Origin of the sequence: Virgibacillus sediminis (genome assembly GCF_042643265.1) — a bacterium.
Lineage (GTDB): Bacteria > Bacillota > Bacilli > Bacillales > Amphibacillaceae > Virgibacillus_O > Virgibacillus_O sediminis.
The window spans coordinates 292828-319668 of record NZ_JBHRRZ010000015.1 but is presented as its reverse complement, the minus strand read 5'-3'; the positions used below and the strand labels follow the sequence as shown (position 1 = coordinate 319668).

28 protein-coding genes, 2 rRNA genes and 1 pseudogene are annotated in these 26841 nt (G+C 42.8%); 24 read left to right on the top strand and 7 right to left on the bottom strand.

All coding sequences use genetic code 11. The annotated features are described in order from the left end of the window. The 3 genes and pseudogenes from ACFODW_RS10180 to ACFODW_RS10170 form a co-directional block, all read left to right on the top strand. A 23S ribosomal RNA gene (locus tag ACFODW_RS10180) occupies positions 1 to 82 on the top strand; the annotation flags it as partial. Positions 83 to 155: 73 nt separating this feature from the next. After that, positions 156 to 271 (top strand): 5S ribosomal RNA (gene rrf, locus ACFODW_RS10175). Between the two features lie 150 nt (positions 272 to 421). After that, positions 422 to 1385 (top strand): annotated as a pseudogene (locus ACFODW_RS10170) (transposase). A gap of 336 nt (positions 1386 to 1721) precedes the next feature. Here the strand turns inward: ACFODW_RS10170 and ACFODW_RS10165 are convergent. Next, complete coding sequence (locus ACFODW_RS10165; RefSeq protein WP_390305977.1) at positions 1722 to 2885, bottom strand: dicarboxylate/amino acid:cation symporter; 1164 nt, start codon at positions 2883 to 2885, stop codon at positions 1722 to 1724. 427 nt (positions 2886 to 3312) lie between these two features. Between ACFODW_RS10165 and ACFODW_RS10160 the strand changes: the two genes are divergently transcribed. The 3 genes from ACFODW_RS10160 to ACFODW_RS10150 are packed head-to-tail and all read left to right on the top strand — an operon-like array spanning position 3313 to position 6097. After that, positions 3313 to 4317 carry a TRAP transporter substrate-binding protein gene (locus tag ACFODW_RS10160; RefSeq protein WP_390305975.1) on the top strand — a complete coding sequence of 335 codons (1005 nt, stop codon included), beginning with the start codon at positions 3313 to 3315 and terminating at the stop codon, positions 4315 to 4317. After that, positions 4317 to 4805, top strand: a complete 489-nt coding sequence (locus ACFODW_RS10155; RefSeq protein WP_390305973.1) for a TRAP transporter small permease — start codon at positions 4317 to 4319, stop codon at positions 4803 to 4805. The genes ACFODW_RS10160 and ACFODW_RS10155 overlap by 1 nt, the downstream gene beginning before the upstream one ends. Further along, positions 4802 to 6097: a TRAP transporter large permease gene (locus tag ACFODW_RS10150; RefSeq protein WP_390305971.1), complete on the top strand. Its 1296-nt coding sequence runs from the start codon at positions 4802 to 4804 to the stop codon at positions 6095 to 6097. Before ACFODW_RS10155 ends, ACFODW_RS10150 begins: the two co-directional genes overlap by 4 nt. 59 nt (positions 6098 to 6156) lie before the next feature. Here ACFODW_RS10150 and ACFODW_RS10145 read toward each other — a convergent pair whose 3' ends face one another. Both ACFODW_RS10145 and ACFODW_RS10140 read right to left on the bottom strand, forming a co-directional pair. Then, entirely contained in the window at positions 6157 to 6342 is a 186-nt protein-coding gene (locus tag ACFODW_RS10145) for a hypothetical protein (RefSeq protein WP_390305969.1), read from the bottom strand. Between the two features lie 79 nt (positions 6343 to 6421). After that, complete coding sequence (locus ACFODW_RS10140; protein ID WP_390305967.1) at positions 6422 to 7693, bottom strand: BaiN/RdsA family NAD(P)/FAD-dependent oxidoreductase; 1272 nt, start codon at positions 7691 to 7693, stop codon at positions 6422 to 6424. Positions 7694 to 7851: 158 nt separating this feature from the next. Here ACFODW_RS10140 and ACFODW_RS10135 point away from each other — a divergent pair, with 158 nt between their 5' ends. From ACFODW_RS10135 to ACFODW_RS10115, 5 genes are all read left to right on the top strand, one after another. Further along, a complete protein-coding gene (locus ACFODW_RS10135; protein ID WP_390305965.1) occupies positions 7852 to 9468 on the top strand; it encodes a putative polysaccharide biosynthesis protein in 1617 nt (538 codons plus the stop codon). 14 nt (positions 9469 to 9482) lie between these two features. Beyond that, complete coding sequence (locus ACFODW_RS10130) at positions 9483 to 10199, top strand: pseudouridine synthase (RefSeq protein WP_390305963.1); 717 nt, start codon at positions 9483 to 9485, stop codon at positions 10197 to 10199. A gap of 15 nt (positions 10200 to 10214) precedes the next feature. After that, on the top strand, positions 10215 to 10781 hold the full coding sequence (gene thpR, locus ACFODW_RS10125; protein WP_390305960.1) for an RNA 2',3'-cyclic phosphodiesterase: 567 nt from the start codon (positions 10215 to 10217) through the stop codon (positions 10779 to 10781). 2 nt (positions 10782 to 10783) lie between these two features. Beyond that, the gene (locus ACFODW_RS10120) at positions 10784 to 11710 is read left to right on the top strand and encodes an NERD domain-containing protein (RefSeq protein WP_390305958.1); all 927 of its coding nucleotides are present in this window, start codon (positions 10784 to 10786) and stop codon (positions 11708 to 11710) included. Between the two features lie 114 nt (positions 11711 to 11824). Then, the gene (locus ACFODW_RS10115; protein ID WP_390305956.1) at positions 11825 to 12643 is read left to right on the top strand and encodes a phosphotransferase; all 819 of its coding nucleotides are present in this window, start codon (positions 11825 to 11827) and stop codon (positions 12641 to 12643) included. On the opposite strand, the gene ACFODW_RS10110 is transcribed toward ACFODW_RS10115, so the two are convergent. Beyond that, on the bottom strand, positions 12630 to 12917 hold the full coding sequence (locus tag ACFODW_RS10110) for a YtzH-like family protein (RefSeq protein WP_390305954.1): 288 nt from the start codon (positions 12915 to 12917) through the stop codon (positions 12630 to 12632). The two genes, ACFODW_RS10115 and ACFODW_RS10110, sit on opposite strands and share 14 nt — an antisense overlap. Before the next feature lie 78 nt (positions 12918 to 12995). Between ACFODW_RS10110 and trmB the strand changes: the two genes are divergently transcribed. Continuing rightward, complete coding sequence (trmB, locus tag ACFODW_RS10105) at positions 12996 to 13634, top strand: tRNA (guanosine(46)-N7)-methyltransferase TrmB (protein WP_390305952.1); 639 nt, start codon at positions 12996 to 12998, stop codon at positions 13632 to 13634. 56 nt (positions 13635 to 13690) lie between these two features. Here the strand turns inward: trmB and ACFODW_RS10100 are convergent, their stop codons facing one another. Then, a complete protein-coding gene (locus tag ACFODW_RS10100; RefSeq protein WP_390305950.1) occupies positions 13691 to 13825 on the bottom strand; it encodes a hypothetical protein in 135 nt (44 codons plus the stop codon). Positions 13826 to 13889: 64 nt separating this feature from the next. Here ACFODW_RS10100 and ACFODW_RS10095 point away from each other — a divergent pair, with 64 nt between their 5' ends. Next, on the top strand, positions 13890 to 14732 hold the full coding sequence (locus ACFODW_RS10095; protein ID WP_390305947.1) for a YtnP family quorum-quenching lactonase: 843 nt from the start codon (positions 13890 to 13892) through the stop codon (positions 14730 to 14732). A gap of 41 nt (positions 14733 to 14773) precedes the next feature. Here the strand turns inward: ACFODW_RS10095 and ACFODW_RS10090 are convergent, their stop codons facing one another. Continuing rightward, positions 14774 to 15088, bottom strand: coding sequence for a PepSY domain-containing protein (locus ACFODW_RS10090; protein ID WP_390305945.1), 315 nt, complete (start codon positions 15086 to 15088; stop codon positions 14774 to 14776). A gap of 175 nt (positions 15089 to 15263) precedes the next feature. Here ACFODW_RS10090 and ACFODW_RS10085 point away from each other — a divergent pair, with 175 nt between their 5' ends. After that, complete coding sequence (locus ACFODW_RS10085) at positions 15264 to 16331, top strand: M42 family metallopeptidase (RefSeq protein WP_390305943.1); 1068 nt, start codon at positions 15264 to 15266, stop codon at positions 16329 to 16331. Positions 16332 to 16367: 36 nt separating this feature from the next. After that, positions 16368 to 16868: a DUF84 family protein gene (locus ACFODW_RS10080; protein ID WP_390305941.1), complete on the top strand. Its 501-nt coding sequence runs from the start codon at positions 16368 to 16370 to the stop codon at positions 16866 to 16868. A gap of 29 nt (positions 16869 to 16897) precedes the next feature. Here the strand turns inward: ACFODW_RS10080 and ACFODW_RS10075 are convergent, their stop codons facing one another. Then, the gene (locus ACFODW_RS10075) at positions 16898 to 17338 is read right to left on the bottom strand and encodes a YtoQ family protein (RefSeq protein WP_390305939.1); all 441 of its coding nucleotides are present in this window, start codon (positions 17336 to 17338) and stop codon (positions 16898 to 16900) included. A 178-nt stretch (positions 17339 to 17516) separates the two neighbouring features. Between ACFODW_RS10075 and ACFODW_RS10070 the strand changes: the two genes are divergently transcribed. The 9 genes from ACFODW_RS10070 to ACFODW_RS10030 all read left to right on the top strand — a co-directional run bounded on the left by ACFODW_RS10070 (position 17517) and on the right by ACFODW_RS10030 (position 26743). Next, on the top strand, positions 17517 to 17834 hold the full coding sequence (locus ACFODW_RS10070; RefSeq protein ID WP_390305937.1) for a thioredoxin family protein: 318 nt from the start codon (positions 17517 to 17519) through the stop codon (positions 17832 to 17834). A gap of 24 nt (positions 17835 to 17858) precedes the next feature. Continuing rightward, positions 17859 to 18662: a DUF1444 domain-containing protein gene (locus ACFODW_RS10065; protein WP_390305935.1), complete on the top strand. Its 804-nt coding sequence runs from the start codon at positions 17859 to 17861 to the stop codon at positions 18660 to 18662. Between the two features lie 20 nt (positions 18663 to 18682). Further along, on the top strand, positions 18683 to 19285 hold the full coding sequence (gene ytpR / locus ACFODW_RS10060; protein WP_390305933.1) for a YtpR family tRNA-binding protein: 603 nt from the start codon (positions 18683 to 18685) through the stop codon (positions 19283 to 19285). 139 nt (positions 19286 to 19424) lie between these two features. After that, positions 19425 to 21722: a DNA translocase FtsK gene (locus ACFODW_RS10055; RefSeq protein WP_390305931.1), complete on the top strand. Its 2298-nt coding sequence runs from the start codon at positions 19425 to 19427 to the stop codon at positions 21720 to 21722. Positions 21723 to 21788: 66 nt separating this feature from the next. Continuing rightward, the gene (locus ACFODW_RS10050) at positions 21789 to 22901 is read left to right on the top strand and encodes a nicotinate phosphoribosyltransferase (protein ID WP_390305929.1); all 1113 of its coding nucleotides are present in this window, start codon (positions 21789 to 21791) and stop codon (positions 22899 to 22901) included. 137 nt (positions 22902 to 23038) lie between these two features. Then, positions 23039 to 24343 (top strand): UDP-N-acetylmuramate--L-alanine ligase, encoded by a 1305-nt coding sequence (murC, locus tag ACFODW_RS10045; protein WP_390305926.1) that lies wholly within the window; start codon positions 23039 to 23041, stop codon positions 24341 to 24343. A 249-nt stretch (positions 24344 to 24592) separates the two neighbouring features. Beyond that, positions 24593 to 24997, top strand: a complete 405-nt coding sequence (locus tag ACFODW_RS10040) for a DUF948 domain-containing protein (RefSeq protein ID WP_390305924.1) — start codon at positions 24593 to 24595, stop codon at positions 24995 to 24997. Between the two features lie 15 nt (positions 24998 to 25012). Next, on the top strand, positions 25013 to 25447 hold the full coding sequence (locus ACFODW_RS10035) for a YtxH domain-containing protein (protein ID WP_390305922.1): 435 nt from the start codon (positions 25013 to 25015) through the stop codon (positions 25445 to 25447). Between the two features lie 216 nt (positions 25448 to 25663). Next, the gene (locus ACFODW_RS10030; protein WP_390305920.1) at positions 25664 to 26743 is read left to right on the top strand and encodes a bifunctional 3-deoxy-7-phosphoheptulonate synthase/chorismate mutase; all 1080 of its coding nucleotides are present in this window, start codon (positions 25664 to 25666) and stop codon (positions 26741 to 26743) included. The last annotated feature ends 98 nt before the right edge of the window (positions 26744 to 26841 follow it).

The following is a 26841-nucleotide window of genomic DNA, read 5'->3' as shown; positions in this document are numbered from 1 at the left end:
GACGATGAGGTTGATAGGTTCGAGGTGGAAGCGTGGTGACACGTGGAGCTGACGAATACTAATCGATCGAGGACTTAACTACATTCTTTACCATGTCACGGTATTTACTCTTATTTAGTTTTCAGGGCGCAAGTCAAACCCTATAATGCAAGTTGTCTGGCGGCGATGGCGGAGAGGCCACACCTGTTCCCATGCCGAACACAGAAGTTAAGCTCTCCAGCGCCGATGGTAGTTGGGACTTTGTCCCTGCAAGAGTAGGACGCTGCCAGGCAAAGCAAAACCCGAGAAGTGATTTTTCGCTTCCCGGGTTTTTTGGTGTAAAATTTTGTTGGGGTTTCCAAAAAATTAAGCATAAAAAAACACGCAGACTCCTCTATCCTTTACACTTGAATTGTCTAGAAACAAGAAGGATAGGAGTTGCGTGCATATGTATTCTACCATGAAATTACCTGGTTTTGAAGATACCAAGATCTTGAAGATGGAAGAAACAGACGAAGCTTATCATATTCATGTCCAGTTGCCAAAGAAGGCTCATAAATGCCCTGATTGCGGGCGGATGCCTACCATATCCAAAGGATCCAGCACCTGAAACTGTTCGAGCGAAGAACCTATATATCCTATCGAAAACGTCGTTAAGTATGCGCATGCGGCAAGAGGTTCCTGAACAGAATTCCTTTGAACACCGGTATCAGCGCCATACCGTGGAATGGAACCAGGTACTTGGCCTGCGATTCATCCAGGGAAAGGATTTCAAAGACACCGCAGCCTAGTATCATACCCCTGCGACCACTGCGATGCGGCGTTTTGACCAGGTTTCTTCCGGGAAGCTAAAAGAGGTAGACAGGTTGCCCAAAGTAACTCCATCGATGAATACAAAGGGGATACAGAGAAAGGAAAATACCGTATGATCGAAAGAAATGCAAGCGCATGAAGCATGCCTTTTACAAACACTATGAAAAACTGAGCGAAAAACAGCACTGGTACCTGGAGAGATACTTGGGGATGTCGGAAGAACTGCGAACGGCCTATGGCTTGAAAGAGTCTTCCGTACCTGGTTTGAAGAGGCGAAGAAGGAAGGACAGGAGAACATCGGGAAGGTAAAGGTGGGTTTAAACCATTTTTACCGCCAAGTGGGGAAGTCGGGGATGGAAGAGTTTATCAAAGCGATCCAGACCCTTCAGAACTGGCAGCCTGAGGTCCTGAACAGCTTCGCCTTTGGTTACAATGATGGCTTTATGGAGGGGTTGAACAACCAAACGAAAGTGATCAAAAGGAATGCATTTGGCTTCCGTAGGTATGACCGTTTGAAACGCCGTATGTTATTACATCAATTCATTAGGATAAAAGGGCAGGAGTTTGAACTCCCATCCCAACATTTGACTTAGAACCGTTAATATGCTAATTACGTACAGTTATGATTTTCTCGGGTTTCTTTTGCTCTTCCATAAACAGTAATAATGGATGGACACGTCCAATAATTGAAGAGAGAGGTGAATTATGGCTCAGAGGCAGTTTATGCCATCCTAGCCTCCTCGACAATCAAGCGGGAATCGTCTTCTTCCTGTCCAATCCTACGATGGAAAAGCCAGTAAGTCCTTCTTTGCCTAGAGACACACTCGGAAGAGAATATGCCTCTTTCACTCAGCTACACTGATATACTAAAAAACCAGGATTACTAACCTACATGAGATTAGTAATCCTGGTTTATTTTTTGTTTGAGTTTAATTCTTTAGTCTCGGGCTTAACGAGTCGGTTATTGAAGTTATCGCTCCATCACCGGTTACATTGCATGCTGTTCCCAGACTGTCTTGTGCAAGGTATAGTGCAATCATCAGTGATACCATGGTCGGGCTGAATCCCAGCATGCTTTCCAACAAACCAATACTAGCCATTACGGCACCCCCTGGAACTCCAGGTGCAGCAATCATAGTTGCTCCAAGTGTTGCTATGAATGGAAATACAGCGGCGAAGGTTGCCATGTCGCCTTGAAGGAACATGACAGCCATGGCACAACTGACAATGGTAATCGTACTACCGGATAGGTGAATATTTGCCAACAAAGGTACGGTGAAATCTGCAATGTTGCCCTTTAGTTTAAGCGTTTTAGAATGCTGCAAGGTTACCGGGATAGTTGCAGCCGAAGATTGGGTTCCTAACGCTGTGAAATAAGCCGGAGACATCTTTTTAAGCATGCCTAAAGGGTTTTGCCTGCTTAGTGAGCCCGCTATGGAATATTGAATAACAAGGTATAGCAGATGTAAAACAATAATCATGATAAATACTTTTATAAAGACACTAAGTATCGTGGTAACCTGACCTGCATGTGTCATATTCGCGAAAATCCCAAAAATATGAAAAGGCAACAGCGGTATGATTATTCTTTCAATTATTAAATGAATAATATCACGGAAATCCTCAGCTAGCTGCAGCAGCGATTTGCTGTTTATGGCAGCAATACCTATCCCAAGAACAAAGGCAAGGACTAGTGCTGTTGTAACTTCCATCAGGGGAGGTATTTCTACTTGCAAATATCCAGAGCTAAGTCCCTTGGTTGGATCATTAAATGCTTTAATGGATTGGCCTTGAAGTAGACTTGGATAAAGGCTGCTAGCAGACAGAAAAGCAATTACACCTGCCAGCAGGGTAGAACCGTAGGCCAAGAGGGCTGTCAAACCGAGTAATTTTCCGGCCCCTCGTCCTATCGATCCTATTCCTGGTGCTATGAAACCGAGGATAATTAACGGTATGATAAAGCCGAGAAAGCTGCCAAACACATCATTGAAGGTCGCAAATATTCGTATAAACCATTCATTGGCAAATGATCCAATAGTTACACCAAGAATAATTGCGACCAATATTCTTATAAGTAAACCGAATCCTTTCATTAGAAAACTCCTTTTATATATGTATGATCCCTTATTTTACAATATCCTTTCCAATTAGTCTAATTAATTATTGCCAGCAAATAGGAAAGGTTCATATAACTAAAATAATTCTTTAATTCTATATTTTATCGGAGTAGTTCGACAACTGATGAAGATGATGAAAGGATTGCAATAATACATATATCACGTTATCCTATATATAGTTTGTTTAGCCAACAAATTAAATAAAAAGCCTTACAACTCCACCCTGTATCAATTATTGCAACCCCTTTATGGGTCGATGATTTGTATGGAGTTAGGAGGCACAGCATGGATGATCAACAAATGAGAGATATTATGGAGATAGATAACTTTTATTTGATTTATTAAGAGAGCGCTTCCTGTACAGGAGCAACTAGAGAATTTACTAAAGTAAGGAGAGATTAATGTGAAAAAGATTATTGGTGCCATTGTTGTATTGATACCAATTGTGTTCCTTGCAGCCTGTGGCACATCAGGGGGTATATTAGGAGCAGGAGAGAACGAGCTGAAACTTGCTCATAACCAGTCATTGGATCACCCGGTACACAAGTCCCTCGCTGAATTCGGCAGGTTAGTGGAAGAAAAATCAGATGGTGAGATAAGTGTTAATATCTATGCAAATGGACAGCTGGGAAGTGAGAGGGAAGCAATCGAGTTGACTCAGACAGGCGCTGTTGACCTGGCCAAAGTAAGTGCTAGTGCCCTCGAGTCATTTGAATCAGACTATTCCATTTTCAGTGTTCCTTATGTATTTGAAGACTATCAGCAGTTTGAGGAAGCAATGAGCAACAAAGAGGTTACAGACCGGTTATATCTACAAACAGAAGAAATAGGATTCCGGGCATTGACCTACTATAACGCAGGGGAAAGAAATCTTTATACGAAAAACCGGGAAGTAAAAGATGTCTCAGATATGAATGGCCTCAAAGTAAGAGTACAGCCGAGTCAGACCAGTGTCGGCATGATAGAGGCTTTTGGTGGAGTCCCTACCTCTATGGCATATGGTGAAGTATATACCGCCCTGCAGGCTGGAGTGATTGATGCAGCTGAAAATAATGAAACCGCTTTGGTTAACAATAACCACGGGGAAGTAGCAAAATATTATATGTATACAGAGCATCAAATCGTACCTGATATGCTGATTATGAACAGCGCCCGCTTCGATCGGTTCTCTGATGAAGAGCAAGAGATCATCATGGAAGCTGCCGAAGAATCGACCATCTATCATGAGGATGTCTGGGAACAAACAATTAAAGAAAATACCGAGATTGCTAAAAATGAAATGAATGTCCAATTCGTTGAGGTAGATAAGGACTCGTTTATCGACTCCGTGCAGGAAATGCATAAAGAATTTGCCGAAAGCGAGAAAACCGGGGAAATTTACGATTTACTGAAAGGAGCGATTGAATAATGGATAAGTTGAAACAAATGGTAGACAAAATTCTCCTTTCTATTACATCCGTATTATTAGTAGTTATGGTGGTACTGTCTGTCTGGCAGGTATTGGCTCGTTATGTCCTGAACATCTCCAGCCCAGGGACCGAGGAAGCCATAAGGTTCTTCCTGATCTGGTTTGGATTGCTTGGAGCTGCATATGTATTTGGCATAAAAAAACATATAGCTATTCTCTTCTTTCGGGAGAAATTAGAGAAGAAAAAACAAGTGGCACTTGAAACCATTACAGACATAATCATTCTCTTGACGGCTGCAGTATTGATGATCTACGGAGGAGTGCAAGCAATTCTCCTGACAGCCTCCCAAATTGCTCCGGCTACCGGTATTTCACAGGCTGTAGTATACGCAGCTGTACCGGTAAGCGGCGTATTTATCATTTTTTATACCATATACAATATGGCTGCAGATAAAAAGAGAAGGAAAGAGAGTGTGACAAGCTTATGACCATAACAGCAGGAATAGTGTTATTTGGGGTATTCTTTGCTCTGCTATTTTTTGGGGCTCCCATAGCGCTTGCCATCATCTTAAGTTCAGTCGTGACCTTTTTACTTATATTACCTTTCGACGTAACCATTTTAACCGCAGCACAGCGGATGGCTACTGGGATAGATGATTTTACCATGCTCGCGATTCCATTGTTTGTATTAGCAGGTATCATTATGAACAACGGTGGGATTGCTTTCCGTCTAGTAAACTTTGCAAAAGTACTTGTCGGCAGGCTGCCGGGCTCCTTGGCGCATACCAATGTGGTCGGCAATATGCTATTTGGTTCTATTTCAGGTTCGAGTGTTGCATCAGCTGCAGCAATGGGAAGGATTATGACCCCTATGCAAACCAACCATGGTTATGAAAGAACCTATTCAGCTGCCGTAAACATTGCATCCGCTCCAACCGGATTGATTATCCCACCAAGTTCCATCATTATTATTTATTCCTTGGCTAGTGGCGGCACTTCTATTGCAGCCTTGTTCATGGCGGGATATATTCCAGGACTTCTTTGGGGTATAGCAGTTATGACAGTAGCATACTTTGGTGCTAAAAAAGCGGGATATCCGGTTTCAGAAATCCCTTCTTGGAGAGATAGGCTTTACATTGTTGCTCAGGCACTTCCCAGCCTCTTTTTGATTATCGTCGTCATCGGCGGTATTGTAGCAGGGGTCTTTACCGCAACAGAAGGTGCAGCCGTCGCCGTTATCTATGCAGTAGTATTATCGATGATATATAAAAGCTTAAAGATAAAAGATTTTCCGGCCATTTTTAAGGAAACCATTGAAATTACCGGGATGATTCTATTCCTGATAACAGCATCTGCTTTATTCTCCCTGGTCATGTCCTATACTGGGCTTCCTGAAGCATTGAGTAATGCGTTGCTGTCAGTTACAGAGAGCTATATAGGATTGATTTTAATTATGCTTTTGATACTAATTGTAATTGGAACCTTTATGGATATTACGCCGGCTGTATTGATTTTTACCCCAATATTTCTTCCGATTTCACAGGAATTGGGAATTGATCCGATTCACTTTGGGATGACTATTTGCTTTGCTCTATGTATCGGAAACATGACCCCTCCTGTCGGAAGTGCATTGTTTGTAGGTGCCAGTGTGGCTGACGTTAAAATCGAACAGGTTATTAAACCGCTGCTGCCGTATTTTGGTGCAGTCATTCTTGTGCTCCTGCTCGTAGCATTAATACCGCAAATCAGTTTATTCCTTCCAAATTTATTGGGATTGTAAGCTATATTAAAATAAGGAAAGAAGAAGCGCACCTCAGAAGGTGCGCTTTCTTAGCCTGGTCAGCTCATATCATAGGAGCTTGATTGATGGGAATGGGTCGTATTCCCATTCATTTGGGAAACGAGTGGAATCATTTTTTGCATGGCCTCTCCAAAATTCTGGTCATTTCGCGTCATTGTATAGTAAGTTGCTGCCCCTACTCCAACCGAAGCAATTAACGGCAGCCACATTTCATTTCTCCGCATTAACTTACCCACCCTTTCTATTTGGAAGCTTCCAGACATTTATTAGGATGGGTAGAGGAATGGGGATTCATGCAAGGAATCATATGCCAGGAGATGAAACTGAATCCAAAGCGGAGTTCATCCCGGCAAGGCGCCCAGTCACTAACGCAGAGGTAATATTGTAGCCTCCGGTATATCCATGGATATCTAGAATCTCGCCGCAGAAATAGAGACCATGCATTATTTTGGACCGCATTGTATTCGGCACAACTTCTTTAATGGAAACACCGCCCCCAGTTACGAAGGCTTTTTCCAGGGGAAGCGATCCGTGAACCTGGAAAGTGAAGTTTTTCATGTCATGAAGGATGGCACGTATCTTTTCTTTAGATATATTACCTGCCTTTTGATCTTCTTCTATCCCATTAAATGACAGTATATAAGACAAATACCTTTCTGGCACCAATCCTTTTAAAGTGTTTTTGATCGACCTTTTAGGATTTTCGTCCATATTCGCTAATGTTGTTTGTATTAACTGTTCCTCATTTTCCTCAGGCAATGCATCCAGTACAAGTTTCACCTTTTCTTGCCCCTTCATGAATTCTTTGACTACAAATTGGGAACAGCGAAGGACTGCGGGGCCAGAAACCCCGAAATGGGTGAATATCATATCCATTTGATGGGTAATGATTGGTTTATTTTTTTTATTCAGTACAGACAAAGCAGCGTTTCGTAAGGATAATCCTTGTAAACTTTTATTTTTTATGAACGGCTCATTAGAAGTAAGAGCCACTTCAGTAGGATATAGCTCGGTTACCGTATGCCCGGCCTTTTTTGCCCATGCATAACCATCTCCCGTTGAACCAGTGTGGGGAACGGCTTTACCTCCAACCGCCAAGACAATGGCCTTCGTATTGAGTTTCTCTTGATTTTCCAAAATGACGGTATGCTCCGTTTCCCCGTAGTGTACAGCTTTCACAGGCGTCTCAAGGAATACTTCCACTTGGAGTTCCTCGAGTTTGTTTATTAAGGCATTTACTACGGTCATTGCTGAATTTGAAATGGGGAACATTCGTCCATGATCCTCTTCCTTTAATCCTACCCCCATACTCTCAAAAAAATCGATGATATCGTAATTATTGAATACGGAAAAAGCGCTGTACAAGAAGCGTCCATTACCCGGAATATGCTTGATTACTTCTTCTTGGGGAAGTCTGTTCGTCACATTGCAGCGGCCCCCGCCAGAGATGGCCAGTTTTTTTCCTAATTTCTTTCCTTTCTCTATCAATACGGTCCGGGCCCCGTGCTCTGCTGCCGCAATAGCTGCCATTAAGCCGGAGGGCCCACCGCCAATTACTATAACATCCTTACTCATGGTGATCATTCCTTTCGTATGTATCTTACCACTTTCTGCTCAGCGTGCTCAATTGATAATGAAATCCCATGATTGTTACTTAATCGTTAACCGTGCTCCAACATATATGGTAGAATGACCATTATGAATAGAAAAAGAAAATAGATGCAGGTGAAATAATGTCGAATATAGTTAGAGGAGCGATGTTACTTACAGTAGCATCCTTTTTATCGAAGTTTTTGGGAATGATCTATGTCATCCCGTTTAATGCGCTGGTAGGAGAAACAGGGGGCACATTGTATAATTTCGCCTATGTCCCCTACAGTATTCTTCTCAGTATATCGACCATCGGAGTACCATTAGCTGTTTCCAAGTTTGTAGCTAAATATAACTCGTTGGGGGATTATGAAACGGGAAGGCGTATGTTCAAGACAGGGATCGCTTTGATGGCAGCCAGTGGCTTTTTGGCATTTTTGTTCTTATTTTTTGGTGCTGAGGTACTGGCTGAGTACATCATCACGGAGGAAACAGGTTCCATTACTACGGAAGATGTTGCATTCGTGATCCGAATGGTTAGTTTCGCCCTATTGATCATTCCGCCAATGAGTATAATCCGAGGTTTTTTCCAAGGACATCAGTCGATGGGGCCGACTGCTGTTTCGCAGGTCATAGAACAGATTGTGCGGATTGTGTTCCTGTTGACAGCTGCTTTTGTGGTACTTAATTTGATTGGTGGAACAGTTACTACCGCCGTAGGTTTTGCTACTTTTTCTGCTTTTATCGGGGGAGCAGCTTCTATGGTTGTGTTGCTGGTCTATTGGAAAAAAAGAAAGCCTGGGCTTGATAAAAGGCTGGCACAGCAAAGGTTTACGACGGACATTTCGAAAAAAGAGCTGATGATTGAGTTATTGAGCTATGCAGGGCCGTTTGTCATTGTAGGGCTTGCTACTTCACTGTATCAGCTGGTAGACACTTTTACATTTAATCGGGCAATGGTGGCAGCCGGTTTTGGGGATATTTGGGAGATAGCCCTATCTGCTATCAATGTATTCGGCCATAAATTAGTCATCATTCCAGGTACGTTGGCAACTGGACTTTCATTGGCTGCTCTTCCAGCTCTAACCAAGACATTTACAGCTAATAATATGCAGCAGCTTCATCAGCAGATCAGCCAGTCGCTGCAAATTGTGCTGGTGCTTGTTATACCAGCTGCAGCCGGGCTCTCTATGTTGTCCTATGAAGCATATGGGGCGTTATACAGCCTTCATAATATAGAACTGACAGGTTCACTGTTGGGTTGGTATGCTCCTGTCGGCTTGCTGTTTGCTCTCTTTACCGTGTCATCTTCATTGCTACAGGGCATAAATGAACAGAAGTTTGCGGTAGTCAGCCTGACTTCAGGGTTGATGCTGAAGTTGCTGCTTAATATTCAGCTGATCCATATGTTTGGGCCTAAAGGGGCTATTTTCGGCACGGCATTGGCCGCAGGTACAGCAGTTACCTTGAATATGTGGAGAGTATTTACGAAAATTGATTTCCCTGTGAAACGTCTGATGAAGCGAGTTGCGCTTATTGTCATTTTTACTATTATCATGCTTATAGCCATTTGGCTTGTGAGAGCAGGGGCCGGCCAGTTTCTTCCATACAGGGAGGAAAGATGGGCGACCATTGTGATGCTCTGCCTAGGTGTAGGAGCGGGAGGAATTGTTTATATATGGCTTGCTTATGAATCAACCCTGCTTGAACGTATTTTTGGCAAACGTGTACGAGTACTTGATCGTTTATTCCGCAGATAAGGGAGGTGCTGAGGATGAGGCTGGATAAACTCCTGGCCAATAAGGGTTATGGAAGCCGAAAAGAAGTTAAGAACCTGTTGAAGAAAAAGCGTGTATCGGTGAATGGTGAGTATGTGAAGAACAGCAGTCAGCACATACAACCGGAAGTAGATATAGTAATGGTGGATAAGGAGAAAATAAATTACCAGGAATTCATTTATTTGATGCTGCACAAACCGCCCGGATGTATTTCTGCCACAGAAGATAAACGGCATAGGACGGTGTTGGATCTTCTAAAAGATGAACACCGTCTGTTTAAACCTTTCCCTGTGGGGAGGCTGGATAAAGATACGGAAGGCCTTTTGCTCATAACTAATGATGGAGAACTTGCGCATAAGCTGGCCTCTCCTAAAAAAGAAATAGACAAAGTATACTATGCTCGTATCGAAGGCATAGTAACATCTGAAGACATAGAGAGCTTTCAGTCCGGGGTCACATTGGAAGACGGTTATCAAGCGAAACCGGCTGCCTTGAAAATTCTCCACCAAGGGGAAATATCTGAAATAGAAGTAACCGTGACAGAAGGAAAATACCATCAGGTAAAAAGGATGTTTGAGGCGGTAGGGAAGAAGGTTATTTACTTGAAAAGGAAACAGATGGGGGAGCTGAGACTGGATGAACGGTTATCCCCAGGCTCTTACCGGGAATTGACTGAAGAAGAACTTGATTATTGCCTTTCTCTAAAAAGCTGAATGGAGGAATGACAAATGAATGGTCTACCACATTACTTTATTGCAATTCCGCTTCCTGACCGCTGGAAGGATTATTTTAACGGGATACAAAAGGAATGGCGAAGGAAACTTCCTTATAAACAGTGGCCGCATCGTGATGATCTCCATATCACGTTAAAATTCCTGGGAGCTGTGTCCAATGAAAAGCGTAAAATGCTGGAAGATGAACTCAGGGTCCTGGAAAATCAAAAAGCTTTGGTCGTACAAGCAGGAGGCATAGGCTATTTTGGTACACCAAATAGTCCAAGGGTGTTATGGGGAGGAGTAGAGCGCACAAACCAATTGCAGCTCTTATACGATATAGTTGAAGAAAGTGCGGTGAACGTTGGTTTTCAAAGGGAAAACCGCTCATATAGCCCACATATAACCCTTGCCAAGCATTGGCAAGGGGGCCCTGATCCGGCTTCCATTAAAGAGATGTTGGAAAGCTATCAGAGTAGAGATGATCTAAAGGTGACCGAAGTGGTTATGTACCGTATCCATCCAGGCCATTCCCCAAAATACGAAATCACATCCCGCTACCAGCTAGGCGAGGGGTATTAGTAATGGCTCAATTGATTAAATTGGAAGACTATATTTCCCGATATGAATGGGATATATACCGTTATCCTACTCAATATATCCGGTTGAAAAATGACAACTGGAGAAAGATCCATGAAGACTGGAGCCGAAGGGATGATCTGAAGGAAGGTATACCAGAAAAGAGCCAAAGTTCTTCCTTTGCCTCCAGGTGGAAATCTTTATTCGGGATCAAGAGTACTCCGGCAGAGGAGCAACAGGAAGAGCGTACAATCGGACGCTCGCAGCCTGAAACGGAAAAGGACTTACGGAAGTCTTTCCTTGATCAGCTGTACAGCTTTCAGTTAAAATGGGCATCTTCGACAGTTAACCGGATTTCTTTTATGGATAGGAAATACTATATGGACGAGTCCCTCAAATATTTCCTCCAGCGTTTCCCAGACACCTATCTATTAATGTACTATCCAATTTTTCATATTAGGAATGCACCGGTGGATGGGGAGATCATTCTGATCAGCCCGGTCAGCATCGAAGTAATTAAACTTGTCGAAGAGCCGCTCGGACATTTGCTGATTGATGACAATGACAGAACCTGGAAGTTAGAGACGGGCGATGGGAGCCATAAAATATTAAATCCATTCATTGCTCTAAAACGTACAGAAAATATTGTGAAGAGTGTACTCCAGGTGAAACAGATCGACTTTCCGGTTAGAAAAACGGTGCTATCGAGGACTAATAATATTATTGTCTCATCCAGATACAACAATGGAGAAGTTGTTGGCAGGCATGAGTACCCTAAGTGGTTTGAAGCGAGGAGAAATCTGGAATCCCCATTGAAAAACAGCCAATTGAAGGCTGCTGAGGCTTTATTGAAATATTGTCTTACACATTCAGTCAAAAGGCAGGAATGGCAGGAGGATGAAGATGTATTTTCAGAAGGGAATGGGAAATGATAGGTATAAACGGCCTGTACGGAATATAATGCGGGAAGTCCATAGTTGTTTTTTTTCATGGATGATAATAAAATGTATTATTGAATGCTTATTTCGGAAAGATGTGAGAAAACCATGGTGGATTGGCTGAAAAGAGTATTGGGGGAAGGCTGGGAAGTGACACCAGCGGGCGGCCTGACCGGTGATGCTTATTTTGCTATAAAAGGTAATAAAAAATTATTCTTGAAAAGAAATTCTTCTCCCTTTCTTGCTGTATTGTCAGCTGAAGGGATCGTTCCCAAGCTCGTATGGACGAAAAGGATGGAGAATGGGGATGTAATAACAGCCCAGGAATGGCTGGAAGGAAGAGAGCTTTCGTCCGTGGAGATGCAGCATCACCGGGTTGCAGAACTCCTTCATAAAATCCATCATTCATCCGAACTCCTTCATATGCTTATGCGCTTGGGAAAAAAGCCGGTAAGTTCCGATGAGAGTTTTGACATGATAAAAGCACGGCTTGCGAACACAAACCATGCTTACGGAGAACAAGAAATCTCCCGGGCTGTTTGGAACCTAGAAAAGCTGCTGCCAATTACAAGAAATCAAAAGAAGGTCGTTTGCCATGGTGATTTGAACCATAATAATCTGTTGATAACGAAAGAGGGAGACTTATTTCTTATCGATTGGGATAATGCTATTATCGCCGATCCTGCCACTGATTATGCAATGATTCTTAAATGGTACATACCTCGTGACAATTGGGATAGCTGGCTTGAGAATTACGGAGTCACGATGGACAAGGACACGGTAGGGCGAATGTACTGGTATTTGTTACTCGACGCTCTTCAATATTTGAGCTGGCACGAAGAACGGAAAGAACCGGTAAAGGTTCAGGAAAGAATCGAGAACATCGTGGAACTGAATGAGCAAATCAGCTCGTCTATTCTAAATTAGCTTGTTGAATTGCACTGATCCAGTTGCCTATATTTTGTTTGTTATTTGATATATGTGCTGTTGTATCCTGGGCATTCTCACCTTGCTTGCCGTATTGGTAAATCTCAGGAAGAAGCTGGATGAGTTGCTCATCAGTCAATTGGCTGTTTTCCATCATGGATTGGACCAGGCGGACGATTTGCTGATATTCCGTAGTTTGTCCTATGTTGTCGGCCTGTTGTTCGTCTAACAGGTCATATAATAGGGTCAATTGATTTTTTACTGTAAGTGGCATCATGTATCACCTCAGAAGATAGTCTTAGCTATAATCATTTTTATATACCAATACATTTATTAGGGAAAGGTGAAGGTAATGCGTCAGCGACATAAACCATGGGCAGATGACTTTTTACGGGACAACCAGCATATTGTCATTCCGGATGCAAAAGATTATAAAAATAAGTGGAAGTCTCTTTTCGGAAATGACCGTCCCATTCATGTCGAAATTGGAACAGGAAAAGGCCAATTTATTACAGGAATGGCTAAACAGTTTACTGATATCAATTTTATAGGGATTGAAATTGCCAAGAGCATCATAGTCACTGCTGCACAAAAAGTAAAGGAATCAGGAATGGAAAACGTCTTCCTTTTAAATGAAGATGCTCAAGACCTTCGGGAAATCTTTGGAGATAATGAAGTAGAGGCTATTTATCTTAATTTTTCCGACCCATGGCCAAAAAATCGCCATGAGAAAAGAAGGCTTACCTTCCATACCTTTTTAAGCCAGTATCAGCAAGTACTTGATGAAGCTGGAGAATTAGTACTCAAAACGGATAATATGGGCCTATTCGAATATTCGTTGGTAAGTTTCTCGCAATTCGGAATGAGGCTGGAGGAAGTGGATCTGGATTTGCATGCTAAACAAGACCCGGCCAATGTGATGACCGAGTATGAAGAAAAGTTTTCAGCTAAAGGACAGCCGATTTATCGCTGCCGTGCTAAATTCAAGTAAAGAACCTGTTATGGGTTCTTTTTTAGTGAGTAAGAAAGGATATTAGTTTGGTTTGATTATATTAAATACCAATAATCAAGCCCGGCTCTCGTTGTTATCAATACTTTTCCTACTTCCCCATTGCAGATGACCTCCATCCCTATGTCGCCTCGGCAATAGTCTGTGCAGCCGGCTATTTCATGTTTCTTCATAACTCCGGTAAAATGTTTGCTGAATTTGGATAATTCAAATAAAATTAGTGGTGGAGGGATGAAAATGGAGACTTTAAAGGTAGGGAGAGCTTCACTGACATGGTTGAAGGGCGGTGTGAATTTCCTTGATGGCGGGGCGATGTTTGGAGTGGTTCCCAAGCCCTTATGGGAAAAGAAATATCCATGTAATGAAAAGAACCAGATTGAACTGAGGACGGATCCCATTTTATTGCAAGTGGACGGGAAAAACTTTTTAATAGATACGGGCATGGGGAGAGGTAAGCTTACGGATAAACAACGCCGCAATTTTGGGGTGCATGAAGAGTCATTGATTGAAGAATCCCTTAAAGAATTGGAAATGACGGTGGAAGACATTGACGGAGTCCTAATGACACATTTGCATTTTGATCATGCATGTGGTCTGACGCAAAAGAAGAATGGGGAATTTCACCCGGTTTTTCCGAAGGCGGCGGTCTATACTTCAGCTGTTGAGTGGGAAGAGATGAGAAACCCCAATATTCGATCTGTTAATACCTACTGGGAAATGAATTGGAAATCCATTACAGACCAAGTAAGGACTTTTCAAGAGGAGCTGGAAGTGGTCCCCGGCTTGCGGATGATACATACCGGCGGTCATAGTGACGGACATTGTATCCTAGTCTTTGAAGATGGGGCAGAATGCTTCATCCATATGGCTGATATTATGCCGACCAACGCCCATCAGAATAAGCTATGGGCACTCGCCTATGACGATTATCCGGTAACTTCTGTGCATCAGAAGGAGAAATGGATGGACTTCGGTTATTCCAGACAGGCCTGGTATACCTTCTATCATGATGCCTTTTACCGGGCGCTGAAATTTGACAGTACAGGTGCAAAGGTGGATGAAGTGAAGCGGGAGAGGTAACAGCAGGCATAAAAAAATAGCTGCATAAAGCAGCTATTTTTTTATGAGGTTTGTTTAGAGTCGATGACAGCTCCTGTTTCAGTATCTACATAAAATTCATATTGCTTGTTCTCTCCGTCGACAGTTCTGGTTACACCACCACGATAGGCACGGAAGAGCAAACCATTCTTTTCTACTTCTTCCGGTTTCATATAAATCCAGGAACCGCTGATAGGTCCGTTCTTTTTGAAGGTTTCCTTCGCATGTTTGAGCGCTTTTTCCGGTGTGACTTTCTGGTATGCATCTATTGCCTCTTTAGCCAAGTAGCCGGCGGCAGCTCCGAGTCCGGCTGCTAGGATCATATTTCTTTTGCTCATTTAAAGACCACCTCTTGCTATGATTTGGATTTTTCTTATACAGTATATACTTCCCTAACAAGTATAACTTAAATAATTTAAAATAGAAAATATTACATCTAGCCCCAGGTGATGGTGGAAATGATCAATATCGACCGTTATACTGGGTATATTAAGAAAAATAGAGGTGGAATAAATGAATCAGGATACATTAGACCTTTTTAGAAGCCTTACAGAACTGCCAGGTGCGCCAGGGAACGAACACGCTGTCCGGGCGTTTATGCGTGAGGAGCTCGGGAAGTATTCAGACGAGATCATCCAGGATAACCTCGGAGGTGTGTTCGGTGTCAAAGAGGGAAGCGGACCTAGAGTAATGGTAGCGGGCCATATGGATGAGGTTGGTTTAATGGTAACAAAAATCACAAAAAATGGTATGCTCCGTTTTCAGCCATTAGGAGGCTGGTGGAGTCAAGTTCTCTTATCCCAGCGAATGCAGATTATTACTGATAAAGGTCCTGTTATCGGTGTGGTTGGATCAATTCCACCGCATAATTTAACAGAAGCCCAACGAAACAAGCCAATGGAGATGAAAAATATGCTGATTGATATAGGCGCGGATGACCAAGAGGACGCCGAAAAGATCGGCATTAAGCCGGGACAGCCTATTGTTCCTCTAACACCGTTTACTCCTATGGCAAACAGCAAGAAGATTTTAGCCAAGGCGTGGGATAACCGGTATGGCTGCGGACTTGCAGTGGAGCTGCTGAAGGAATTGCAAAACGAAACGGTGCCTAACCAGCTCTTCTCCGGTGCAACGGTCCAGGAGGAAGTCGGCCTGCGAGGTGCCCAAGTAGCGGCACATATGATTCAGCCGGATATATTCTACGCCTTGGATGCATCCCCTGCAAGCGATGCGGACGGCAACAAGGAAGACTTCGGCCAATTGGGAGAAGGGGCGCTGCTTCGTATATTTGATCGGTCCATGGTTACACTGCCTAAGATGAAGGAATTCATCCTTGATACTGCAGAAAGTAATAATATACCTTATCAGTACTTCATTTCCCAAGGAGGTACAGATGCAGGAAAAGTTCACTTAGCTCATGACGGTGTTCCATCTGCAGTGGTGGGTATTTGCTCAAGGTATATTCATACTGCTGCATCAATTATCCATGTGGATGACTATGCAGCAGCCAAGGAACTGCTTGTAAAACTGGTAAAAGAAACAGATCAGAATACAGTAGACCAGATCCGCCATTATGCATAAATAGAGAGACAATGGAAAGGCAAAGGGGATAAAAAATTGAAAGTTATAGTTGGCTCAAAGAACCTGACAAAAGTTGGAGCTGTGGAAAAAACATTCCCACAGGATGAAGTAATTGCTAAGGATAGTCCATCACTTGTAGCTGCACAGCCCATCTCCGATGAAGAAACAAGAATGGGCGCAGTAAACAGAGCTATGGGGTGCTTGGAAAATGCCAGCGTGGATCTGGCGATAGGCCTCGAAGGCGGTGTAATGGAAGTAGATGGACGATTATACTTATGTAACTGGGGTGCACTGGCAACCAGGGAAAAGAAAGTTCATACTGCCAGTGGAGCACGTATTTTGCTTCCAAAAGAAATCAGTAAACAGCTGAAAGATGGACGGGAGCTCGGTGATGTAATGGAACAGTATACCCGTAGAAACGGGATCAGGCATAAGGAAGGAGCCATCGGGGTCTTTACCAACGAACTGGTGTCTAGGCAGGAAATGTTTACCCATGTGGTGAAGCTCCTTCGTGGCCAGTGGGAATATAGTAATTAAAAGAGCAGCGGGTCTCCGCTGCCTCTTTTTTATTCAAAAATATACCCTAGTACTTCCAAAGCTTGATCCACTGTTTCCACTGTAACATTTGCTTTGTTGGAAAGCTCTTTAAGCGGATGGATCAGTGACTCCGGCCGGACTATGATGGTTGGCTTATTCAGAGCAATTGCCGTACTGGCATCCATAGCTGTATTCCACTGCTTATATTTTTCTCCAAACAAAGCAATCACTACGTCTGATTTCTGCATCAGTACCTGGGTCCTTAAGTTATTAATGCTTGAAGCGGCGTCATCCCTGTAGAGGTTACCGGGCTGGTCGCCAAGGATTGCTTCCCCGATGTCGTCGGAACGGTCATGATTAGTCTGAGGCGCCACAAAATTCAAAGGCAGTCCTTTTTGCTTGGCACTCTCTTTCAACTGGTCACGCCAATCATCGTGAATTTGGCCTGCTAGATATACAGTTAACTCCATGAAACATCCTCCTAATTTATGGTGATATGATAAGTTTATATAATAAAAGGAAAATTGCAAAGAAATTGATATGTGGTTAGGAAGACAAGTTCAGTGGCTAATCTTTGCCTTGCGTAGGCATGGAATCATATAATTGTAACAAAGAAAAAGTAAAGAAGTCTAGATAAGGGTGGAATCAATGGTTAAATTGGAGAACATCAATCAATTTGAAGAGTTGAAGAATAATGGGAAAGCCATTATGCTGTTTACAGCGGACTGGTGTCCGGACTGCCGGGTTATAGAGCCAGAGCTTGCAGACATAGAAAGGAAATATCCTGATTATACATTTGTTGAAGTGAACAGAGATGAGTTTATCGACCTATGCCAGGAATATGGCGTTTTTGGTATACCTAGTTTTCTTGGGTTCAAAGAAGGTGAGGAGACCGGAAGATTTGTAAGCAAGGATAGAAAGACCAAGGATGAGATTATGCAGTTTATTAGTGGACTGCCTGATTGACCTTTGCTAAAGGAGTTGTTTTAAGTGAAAATGACCAGTATAAAGTTGAAAAAAATACTGGAAGAGAGACTCGCAGGAGAAGGATATAAGACGTCCTATAACCGGGACAAAGATACTTTCCGGGTCGAGTGGAAGGAATCTGGCAAGGGTATGAGCATTACTCTGCCCAACATTATCACCAAATACAATGAACGTGGGGAAGCTGCCATTGACGAATTGGAAGAACACATCCATGAGGCCCTGAAGATTATGAATCAGGACGTAGAACTTGCTGGAAAAGAAAAAAGTATCTACCCGGTGATTCGCTCCACTTCCTTTCCTACGGAGACGAAGAGCGGGGTCAAGCTCGTGACAAAAGAACACACAGCTGAAACCAGAATCTATTATGCAGTCGACTTGGGGAAATCCTATCAGCTGATTGATCAGGAAATGCTGGCTAGGGAAGGTTGGACAACCAGCAGGCTGGAGGAGATTTCCTCCTTTAATCTCCGTTCTCTATCCGTAGATTATAAAAAAGACACGGTTGCCGGCAATGATTTCTATTTTGTTGCTAAGCAGGATGGATATGATGCAAGCCGAATTCTTAATGAGGCTTTCCTGGAAGAAATGAAAGCCAATGCAAAAGGTGAGATGGCACTGGCTGTTCCCCATCAAGACGTTCTTATCATTGCTGATGTAGAGAATAAAACAGGGTATGATATACTCGCCCAGATGACCATGAAGTTTTTCGCAGAGGGGCGGATACCGATCACTTCACTGGCATTGATTTATGAGGAAAAGAAATTGACGCCGATATTCATACTTGCAAAGAACCGCCCGCAAAAATAAAGAGGAAAGAGTGAGGAATTATGTTCGTATTTTACAACCCGAAAGGTATAGGAGATGTATTAATTGTCCCATTAAAAAACGGAGATCGTTATGAAGTTTCTCATGAGTCGTACGGGCCTATTGTCCGTATTACCGGAAAAGATCAGGAAGTCCTCGGCTATAATATCTTCCGTGCCGGAGAACTGCTCAGCCTTCCGAATGAAGGGAAGATTACACTGACGGAAGAGTTGCTAGGGCAAATCAAGGACCTTTTCAGGGAGAATAAGCTGGATGACCCGCTTGACGTCGACCTCAGCCCTAAATTTGTCGTCGGATATGTAGAAGCCAAGGAAGGCCATGAAAACGCAGATAAGTTGAGTGTGTGCCAGGTGGATGTGGGTGATGAGAAACTGCAAATTGTCTGTGGGGCGCCAAATATAGATAAGGGCCAAAAAGTAGTGGTAGCTAAAGTAGGAGCAACTATGCCAAGCGGAATGCAAATAAAACCCACAGAACTAAGAGGGGTGCCATCGAATGGTATGATATGTTCCCAGAAAGAGCTTGGCCTCCCGAATGCGCCGCAGGAAAAGGGGATATATGTATTGGACGATGCCTACAAAATAGGAGAGGCTTTTGACTTTTAATCCAAAAAAACAACCTGAGTATGTTATTACGAGGGTTGTTTTTTCATGGAGGCAGACACACCCGATATTCAATTTACGAATGAAAACTGATAGAATAATCATACTGTGAAAAAAGATTAATAGAAATGAGTGAATGTATGTGTGGGAGAAATGGTACAGGAAGCTAAAGAATTTATTTGGGGAAGAAAATGTACAGCAAGAACGGCAGGAAGAAAAAGAAGATAAACCTTCTAAGGTCGGCTATAGCAACCTTCGAGCTAAAACAATGTATCAATATCCGGAAAAAAGATCCTTCCGCTTCCCGGTCATTCCTGATGAAAAGATCCAAAAAGAGAATGATGGGCCTCAAAAAAAGCCGGAATCTCCCTATTCTGCCCAAATGAAAGAGAAGGAGATAAATAAGGTTGAGTCTCGTCCAAACAGGGAAAAGATGGCTGAGAACAGTAAGATATATAAGCGGGATCCGGATGTTCCCTTTGAGCCTACAGAGGTTCCATCTCCTGTTTATGGTTATCAAACGCCTCGGAAAGAAAAGGAATTAGAAAGTATTCCAGCTTTTGAAAGAAAGAGGGAGATTTTACAGCACAGTACAGAGGGAACGGAGGAAGAAGTTACAGTACATACAGATCGCAGCCCTCTACATGCTGAAGTACAGGAGATCGATCAGAAAAATGAAATCCATGCTCTTCTCAGGCTACCGGATAAGAATGAAGAGCAGGAGGAAGAAGAACAGTCAATTTCACTAGAAGCAGGCGAGCAGCAAGTAGATGAAACGTTGGATATTGATGACAGAAAGGAACAGAAGGTATACGCGGTTGAAAAAACTGAGTCCCAGTCCGATGCTGCCCCGGCTTCTTCTTCCAAGCCTGTTGAAGAAGAAAAGGAAGCTGCAGAACAACCGAAAAATCCTACTCCTTTCAATGTAATTATGACTCCAAGAGATAAAAAACGGCAGTTTGACAGACAAAGGAAAATGGAACAGGAGAGAAAAAATGCCGAGGAAAAATACAGAAGACAGCAGCAGAGCCAAAAGAAAACTCTGCCCTATCATCTATTGGATGATCCTGTCCGCAAGTCGAATGAGGATGCCAAGTGGGTAGAACAGCAGCAGGAACTCCTGGAGCAGACATTGACACATTTCAATGTAAAGGCAAAAGTGGTCAATGCCACGCAAGGTCCGTCTGTCACAAGATTTGAAGTACAGCCTGAATTAGGTGTGAAGGTCAGTAAAGTAAAAAACCTAAGCGATGATCTGAAATTAAATATGTCCGCAAGGGATATTAGAATTGAAGCACCAATTCCAGGGAAAAATACAATAGGGATTGAAATTCCAAACCTGAAGGCTGAAAAGGTCGGGTTGCAGGAAGTATTCGATACGGAACCCTTTCAGAGAAGCACCTCGCCATTAACCATTGCTTTGGGAGTCAGTATTGAGGGTACACCGTTAATTACGAATATCCAAAAGATGCCGCATGGGTTGATTGCCGGGGCAACCGGGTCGGGTAAAAGTGTCTGTATTAATACCATTCTGGTCAGCATGCTATACAAGGCACATCATGATGATGTCAAATTTATGCTGATTGATCCAAAAATGGTAGAATTAGCACCTTATAATGGGATACCCCACCTGGTCTCGCCGGTGATCACCGATGTGAAAGCAGCCACAGCGGCTCTAAAGTGGGCAGTTAATGAAATGGAAGATCGTTATGAAAAGTTTGTGGAGGAAGGCGTTAGAGATATTGAGCGGTATAATCAAAAGGTTTCCAGCCAAAACAGAATACATGACAAAATGCCGTTCCTGGTAATAGTTATTGATGAGCTGGCTGATTTGATGATGGTTTCTCCTCAGGATGTGGAGGATTCGATCAGCCGAATTGCCCAGAAAGCCAGAGCATGCGGGATTCACCTGCTGCTTGCTACACAGCGGCCATCTGTAGATGTCATTACTGGTCTGATCAAAGCAAACATCCCGACAAGAATTGCTTTCAGTGTATCGTCACAGGTAGATTCCCGAACTATTCTTGATACAAGCGGTGCTGAGAAACTCCTTGGAAAAGGGGATATGCTTTTTATAGAGAATGGAACTGGAAAAAGCATCAGGCTGCAGGGGCCATTCGTATCTGACGATGAAATTGAGCGTGTTACAAATTATGCACGCAGTATTGCGGAACCTGAATACATGTTCGAACAAGAACAGCTGCTGGAGCAAGCGGTGATGGATGAAGAGGAAGACGAATTATTGGAAGAAGCTGTCCAATTTGTCCTTCATCAGAACAGTGCAAGCACTTCCTTACTGCAGAGGCATTTTAAGATCGGCTATAATCGGGCGGCCCGACTGATTGATTCACTCGAAAATCGTGGTATTATCTCCGGCCAGAATGGCAGTAAACCAAGAGAGGTTCTGGTGAGCAGCTCTCAAATTGAAGAGAAAAGCTAAAAGCCTTGTGATACAGCTGGAATTTATATAAGATAAAGGAAGAATACAGTTAAGGAGTACGTCATAATGAAGGAAATAGAACAGAAGCTTTCCGGTAAGATTGAAAGACTTACGAACAAAACTTTCAAGTTTGATGAGCGTATTAAAGAAGGATGGTTCTCTGCCGTTTATTTTTTAAAGACCAAGGAAATAGCAGAAGAAAAACTACCTGATAATTATGTGACCATGCAATTCTTTCAAAAAGAAGAAGCTGTTTTGTGCGGGACAGATGAGGCAATTGCCCTTCTGCATACATTTGCGGACAGGCCGGAAACATTGAAAATCCACTCTCTAAGGGATGGAGATAAAATAAAGCCGTTTGAAACAGTCCTTACCGTTTCTGGTTCCTATCAGCAGTTCGGCTACCTAGAAGGGATCATTGACGGAATACTTGCAAGAAGAACATCTGTAGCAACGAATGTATACAATGTGGTAAAAGCAGCCCGCACCTCCGGCAAGCAGAAGCCTGTCATTTTCATGGGAGACCGGGATGACCATTATACCCAGCAGGCAGGGGATGGATATGCAGCGTTCATAGGCGGATCCACTGCCCAGGCAACACATGCCATGAATGAATGGTGGGGAAAAGAAGGGATGGGCACCATGCCGCATGCCTTGATACAAATGTTCCGAGGGGATATTGTAGCTGCATGTAAAGCGTACCACGATATGTACCCGGAAGATGAGCTTGCCGCTTTGGTGGATTACAATAATGATGTAATTACTGATTCGCTGAAAGTTGCCAGAGAGTTCGGAGATGACCTTAAATCTGTGCGTCTGGACACTTCCCGTACGCTTGTCGATAAATACTTTTTGAGAAACCATCACCTTATGGGAACATTCGACCCTCGTGGTGTGAATCCTGAACTGGTTTTTGCGCTGAGAAAAGCGCTGGATGAAGAAGGATATTCACATGTGCAGATTGTTGCAACCGGTGGGTTCAATGAAACCAGGATTGCAGAATTTGAAAGAGCCGGTGTACCTATTGACATCTACGGTGTAGGAAGAAATCTGCTTAAAATCAACATTGGTTTTACGGGGGATAATGTTCTGCTTAATGGTACTCCGGAGGCTAAGGAAGGCCGCCGGTACCGCCCTAATCCTAAGCTTGAAGAGGTAAAATATTACGGAGATGCCTAAAGAAAATGGGTTGTTCATTTTATTCCTGGGCAATCTTTGGTATAATACGTCAATACCATTGGCAATTTTAAGCTGAAACAGTGAATATGCAAAGGTTCATTTAATCCTTTTCATGTTAATTTTGGAGGTTCTTTTATATGACAACTTACCATTTTATTGGTATAAAGGGGACTGGAATGAGTGCTTTAGCACATATTCTCCATGATTCTGGGGAAAAAGTGCAGGGTTCTGATATAGAGAAAATATTTTATACACAGAAAGCCTTGGAGGAAAAGGGCATTCCAATCTTTCCTTTCTCAGAGAATAACATCAAAGAAAATTATACCGTAATCGCTGGGAATGCCTTTTCGGATGAACATCCGGAAATACAGGAAGCCAAGAAGTTGGGGGTCACTTTTTACAGATACCATGAGTTCCTGGGGGAATGGCTTAAACAGTACACTAGTATTGCGGTTACTGGAGCACATGGCAAAACATCCACGACAGGGCTTTTGGCACATGTTCTCAACGAAACCTATCCAATATCCTACTTAATTGGCGACGGGACTGGTAAAGGGCATGCCGACAGTGATTATTTTGTTTTTGAAGCTTGCGAATATCGCCGCCATTTTTTGAAGTACGAGCCGGACTATGCAATCATGACCAATATCGATTTTGACCATCCGGATTATTTCACCAGTATCGATGATGTGTTCAATGCATTTCAGTCGATGGCAGATCAGGTGAAAAAAGGGATTATCGCTTGTGGAGATGATGAAAATCTGCAGCAGATCCAAGCAAAAGTCCCAGTCGTTTATTATGGGTTTCTTGATACCAATGATTTTCAGGCACAAAATGTCAGGGAGACGGAAACCGGAACAGAGTTTGACGTCTTTGTCAGGAATACGTTCTATGATACTTTCACTATACCGATGTATGGCGACCATAATGTTTTAAATGCTCTGGCTGTCATAGCCATTTGTCATTATGAGGATATTAATACGGAGGCTATCAAACAGCTAAGCTCTTTCAAGGGTGTGAAACGCCGCTTTACGGAGAAACAGGTCGGTGGCCAGCTATTGGTGGATGATTATGCTCATCACCCGAAAGAAATCACTGCCACTATCGATGCAGCACGGAAAAAGTACCCGGAGAAGAAGGTGGTTGCTATCTTCCAGCCACACACATTTACCAGGACAAAAGCCTTTTTACAGGAGTTTGCCGACAGCTTAAACAAGGCTGACCATGTATATTTGTGTGATATTTTCGGGTCGGCAAGAGAACTGTCAAGCAAACTGACGATCAATGACCTGAAGGAATTGACAAATGATGCGGCTGTCTTGGAATTGGATGACACAGGTGTACTGCAACAATATAAAGACAGTGTACTTATTTTTATGGGAGCGGGCGATATCCAGAAGTTCCAAGAGGCCTATGAAGATTATTTGAAGGTCAATAAATAGACAGAGGAAAAGAGTCTGCCAGTAAAACAGGCTCTTTTCTTTACATATGTTGATTTCTACATAAAAACTTATAGAACTGGCAGGAATACAGGCCAAGTTTGTTGAATTATATTATACAGCCTGGACACCGGCAAAGGTTTTAAAGCTGGATAAAAGGGGTATGATCTATAGAGGTATTTTGGAATAATAATTGCATTAACCATGAAGCCAAAACGATACCTGAAATTACAACTGAAGGAGTGTTAACAGATGGAAATCATGCTCTACATCGCTGCATTGATTGCTGCAATCGCCTTTGTGGTTCTCGTGGTATACGTGGTAATAACCCTGAAAGCAGCAAGGAATACTATGAATGAAGTATCTACCACCTTGGATGATTTGGATAAGCAGATTCGGGGAGTGACTACGGAAACGACCGAGTTGTTGAATAAAACGAATAAATTGGCGGACGATGTAAATGAGAAATCCTCCAAATTGGATGGGTTATTTGACGGAGCAAAAGGAATCGGCGAAACCGTAAAGGATTTCAACCTGTCTCTGCAGCAATTATCCAACAGCATCTCACGGACTTCCGTAAAAGATGACGAAAAAGTATCACAGGCTGTTAAATGGGGTTCCGCCATCATGGATATGGTGAATAAAAGAAAAAAATAGAGGGAGGAAATTTTCATGGGAGAAAGTAACAACAATTCAAACAGCACCATCAATACAAAAGATTTCGTTATAGGTACGCTGATTGGCGGCATTATTGGTGCAGGAGCCGCTCTCGTGCTTGCCCCTAAGTCAGGAAGAGAACTGAGGGGAGACATCAATCAAGGAGCAACCCAGGTGAAAGGCCGTGCCTACCAGTGGAAAGATATAGCAGCTGAAAAAGGTACAAGCTGGAAAGACCGGGCATATACAACGGGTAGTGAGCTTAAGCGGAAAGCAATGGATACAACCACCAATGCATCCTCTAAAACTAAAGATCTGACTAAGACAATCCAGGGCAGACTGAATCGGAAATCCACAGATCAGCAAGAAGATGGGGAAGTAGGCGTTTCCGACGCTCCTACAGAAGAATATATCGAGAATAGTGATCAGCTGAAAAATGTAAAAGTGTAAGGCAAATTATGCAGCTCCATTTGAGGGCTGCATAATTTTTTAGCTTCCCGGCCAAGAGAACAGTGACAAAAACTGGGAGTAATTGACTGAAATCTCTGTATCTCGGGAAAATATGAAAAAAAATTCAAGTAAGTGATGACAAATAATTTTATCTTCGTTATAATGGTTTCTAATTATTAAAATTATATAAATATAGAATTAGGGGAGTGGAGTAAGATGAGCCAAAATGAACTCGACCAGCTAAGAGGCCAATTAGATGATGTTAACTTGGAAATTCTCAACCTGATCAATCAGCGTGCAAAGCTTGTTCAAGGAATAGGTGAAATAAAAACAAAGCAGAGCATGAAACGGTTTGACCCGGTCAGGGAAAGAACAATGCTGGATCATATCACAGCACAGAATGATGGGCCTTTTGAAAATTCTACCATTGAACACATTTTCAAAGAGATTTTCAAAGCCAGCCTCGAACTGCAGATTGATGACAACCGTAAGGCTCTTCTTGTTTCAAGGAAGAAGAAACCTGAGGATACAATTATTGATATAAAAGGTACACAGGTGGGGAATGGAACTGCACAATACGTAATGGGGCCTTGTTCTGTAGAAAGTTACGATCAAGTCGAAAAAGTAGCTGAAGCAGTAAGTAAAAAAGGTGTAAAACTGTTCAGAGGCGGCGCCTTTAAACCAAGAACTTCACCATATGACTTCCAGGGGCTAGGTGTTGAAGGCTTGCAGATTCTCAAAAAGGCTGCTGACAAGTATGATTTGGCTGTTGTCAGTGAGATTGTGAACCCTGTACATATTGAAGAGGCGTTAGATTACGTGGACGTTATTCAAATAGGTGCCCGGAACATGCAGAACTTCGAGCTTTTAAAGGCGGCTGGGGATGTAAATAAGCCAGTACTCTTGAAGCGGGGGCTATCAGCAACTATTTCCGAATTTATTAATGCGGCTGAGTATATTATCTCTCGAGGGAATGAAAATATTATATTATGTGAGAGGGGAATCCGGACATACGAGAAAGCGACAAGAAATACGCTGGATATCTCGGCGGTCCCTATTCTTAAAAAAGAAACACACCTGCCTGTCATGGTAGATGTAACTCACTCCACGGGCAGAAGAGATATTCTGCTGCCGGCAGCGAAAGCAGGATTGGCAATCGGAGCGGATGGAATCATGGCTGAAGTCCATCCAGACCCTGCTGTTGCCTTGTCTGATTCCGCCCAGCAGATGGATATCCCAATGTTCAATACATTCATTGATGAGTTGGATAAAATGAAAAATAGGCTGGAATATTAAAAAGGCATTCATGTTTGAGGCTGGTCCCTGCTACTTGGGGGTCAGCCTCAAATTTTTGTATTTTATTTCATGGTAGGATATGATATAGGAAAGAGTTC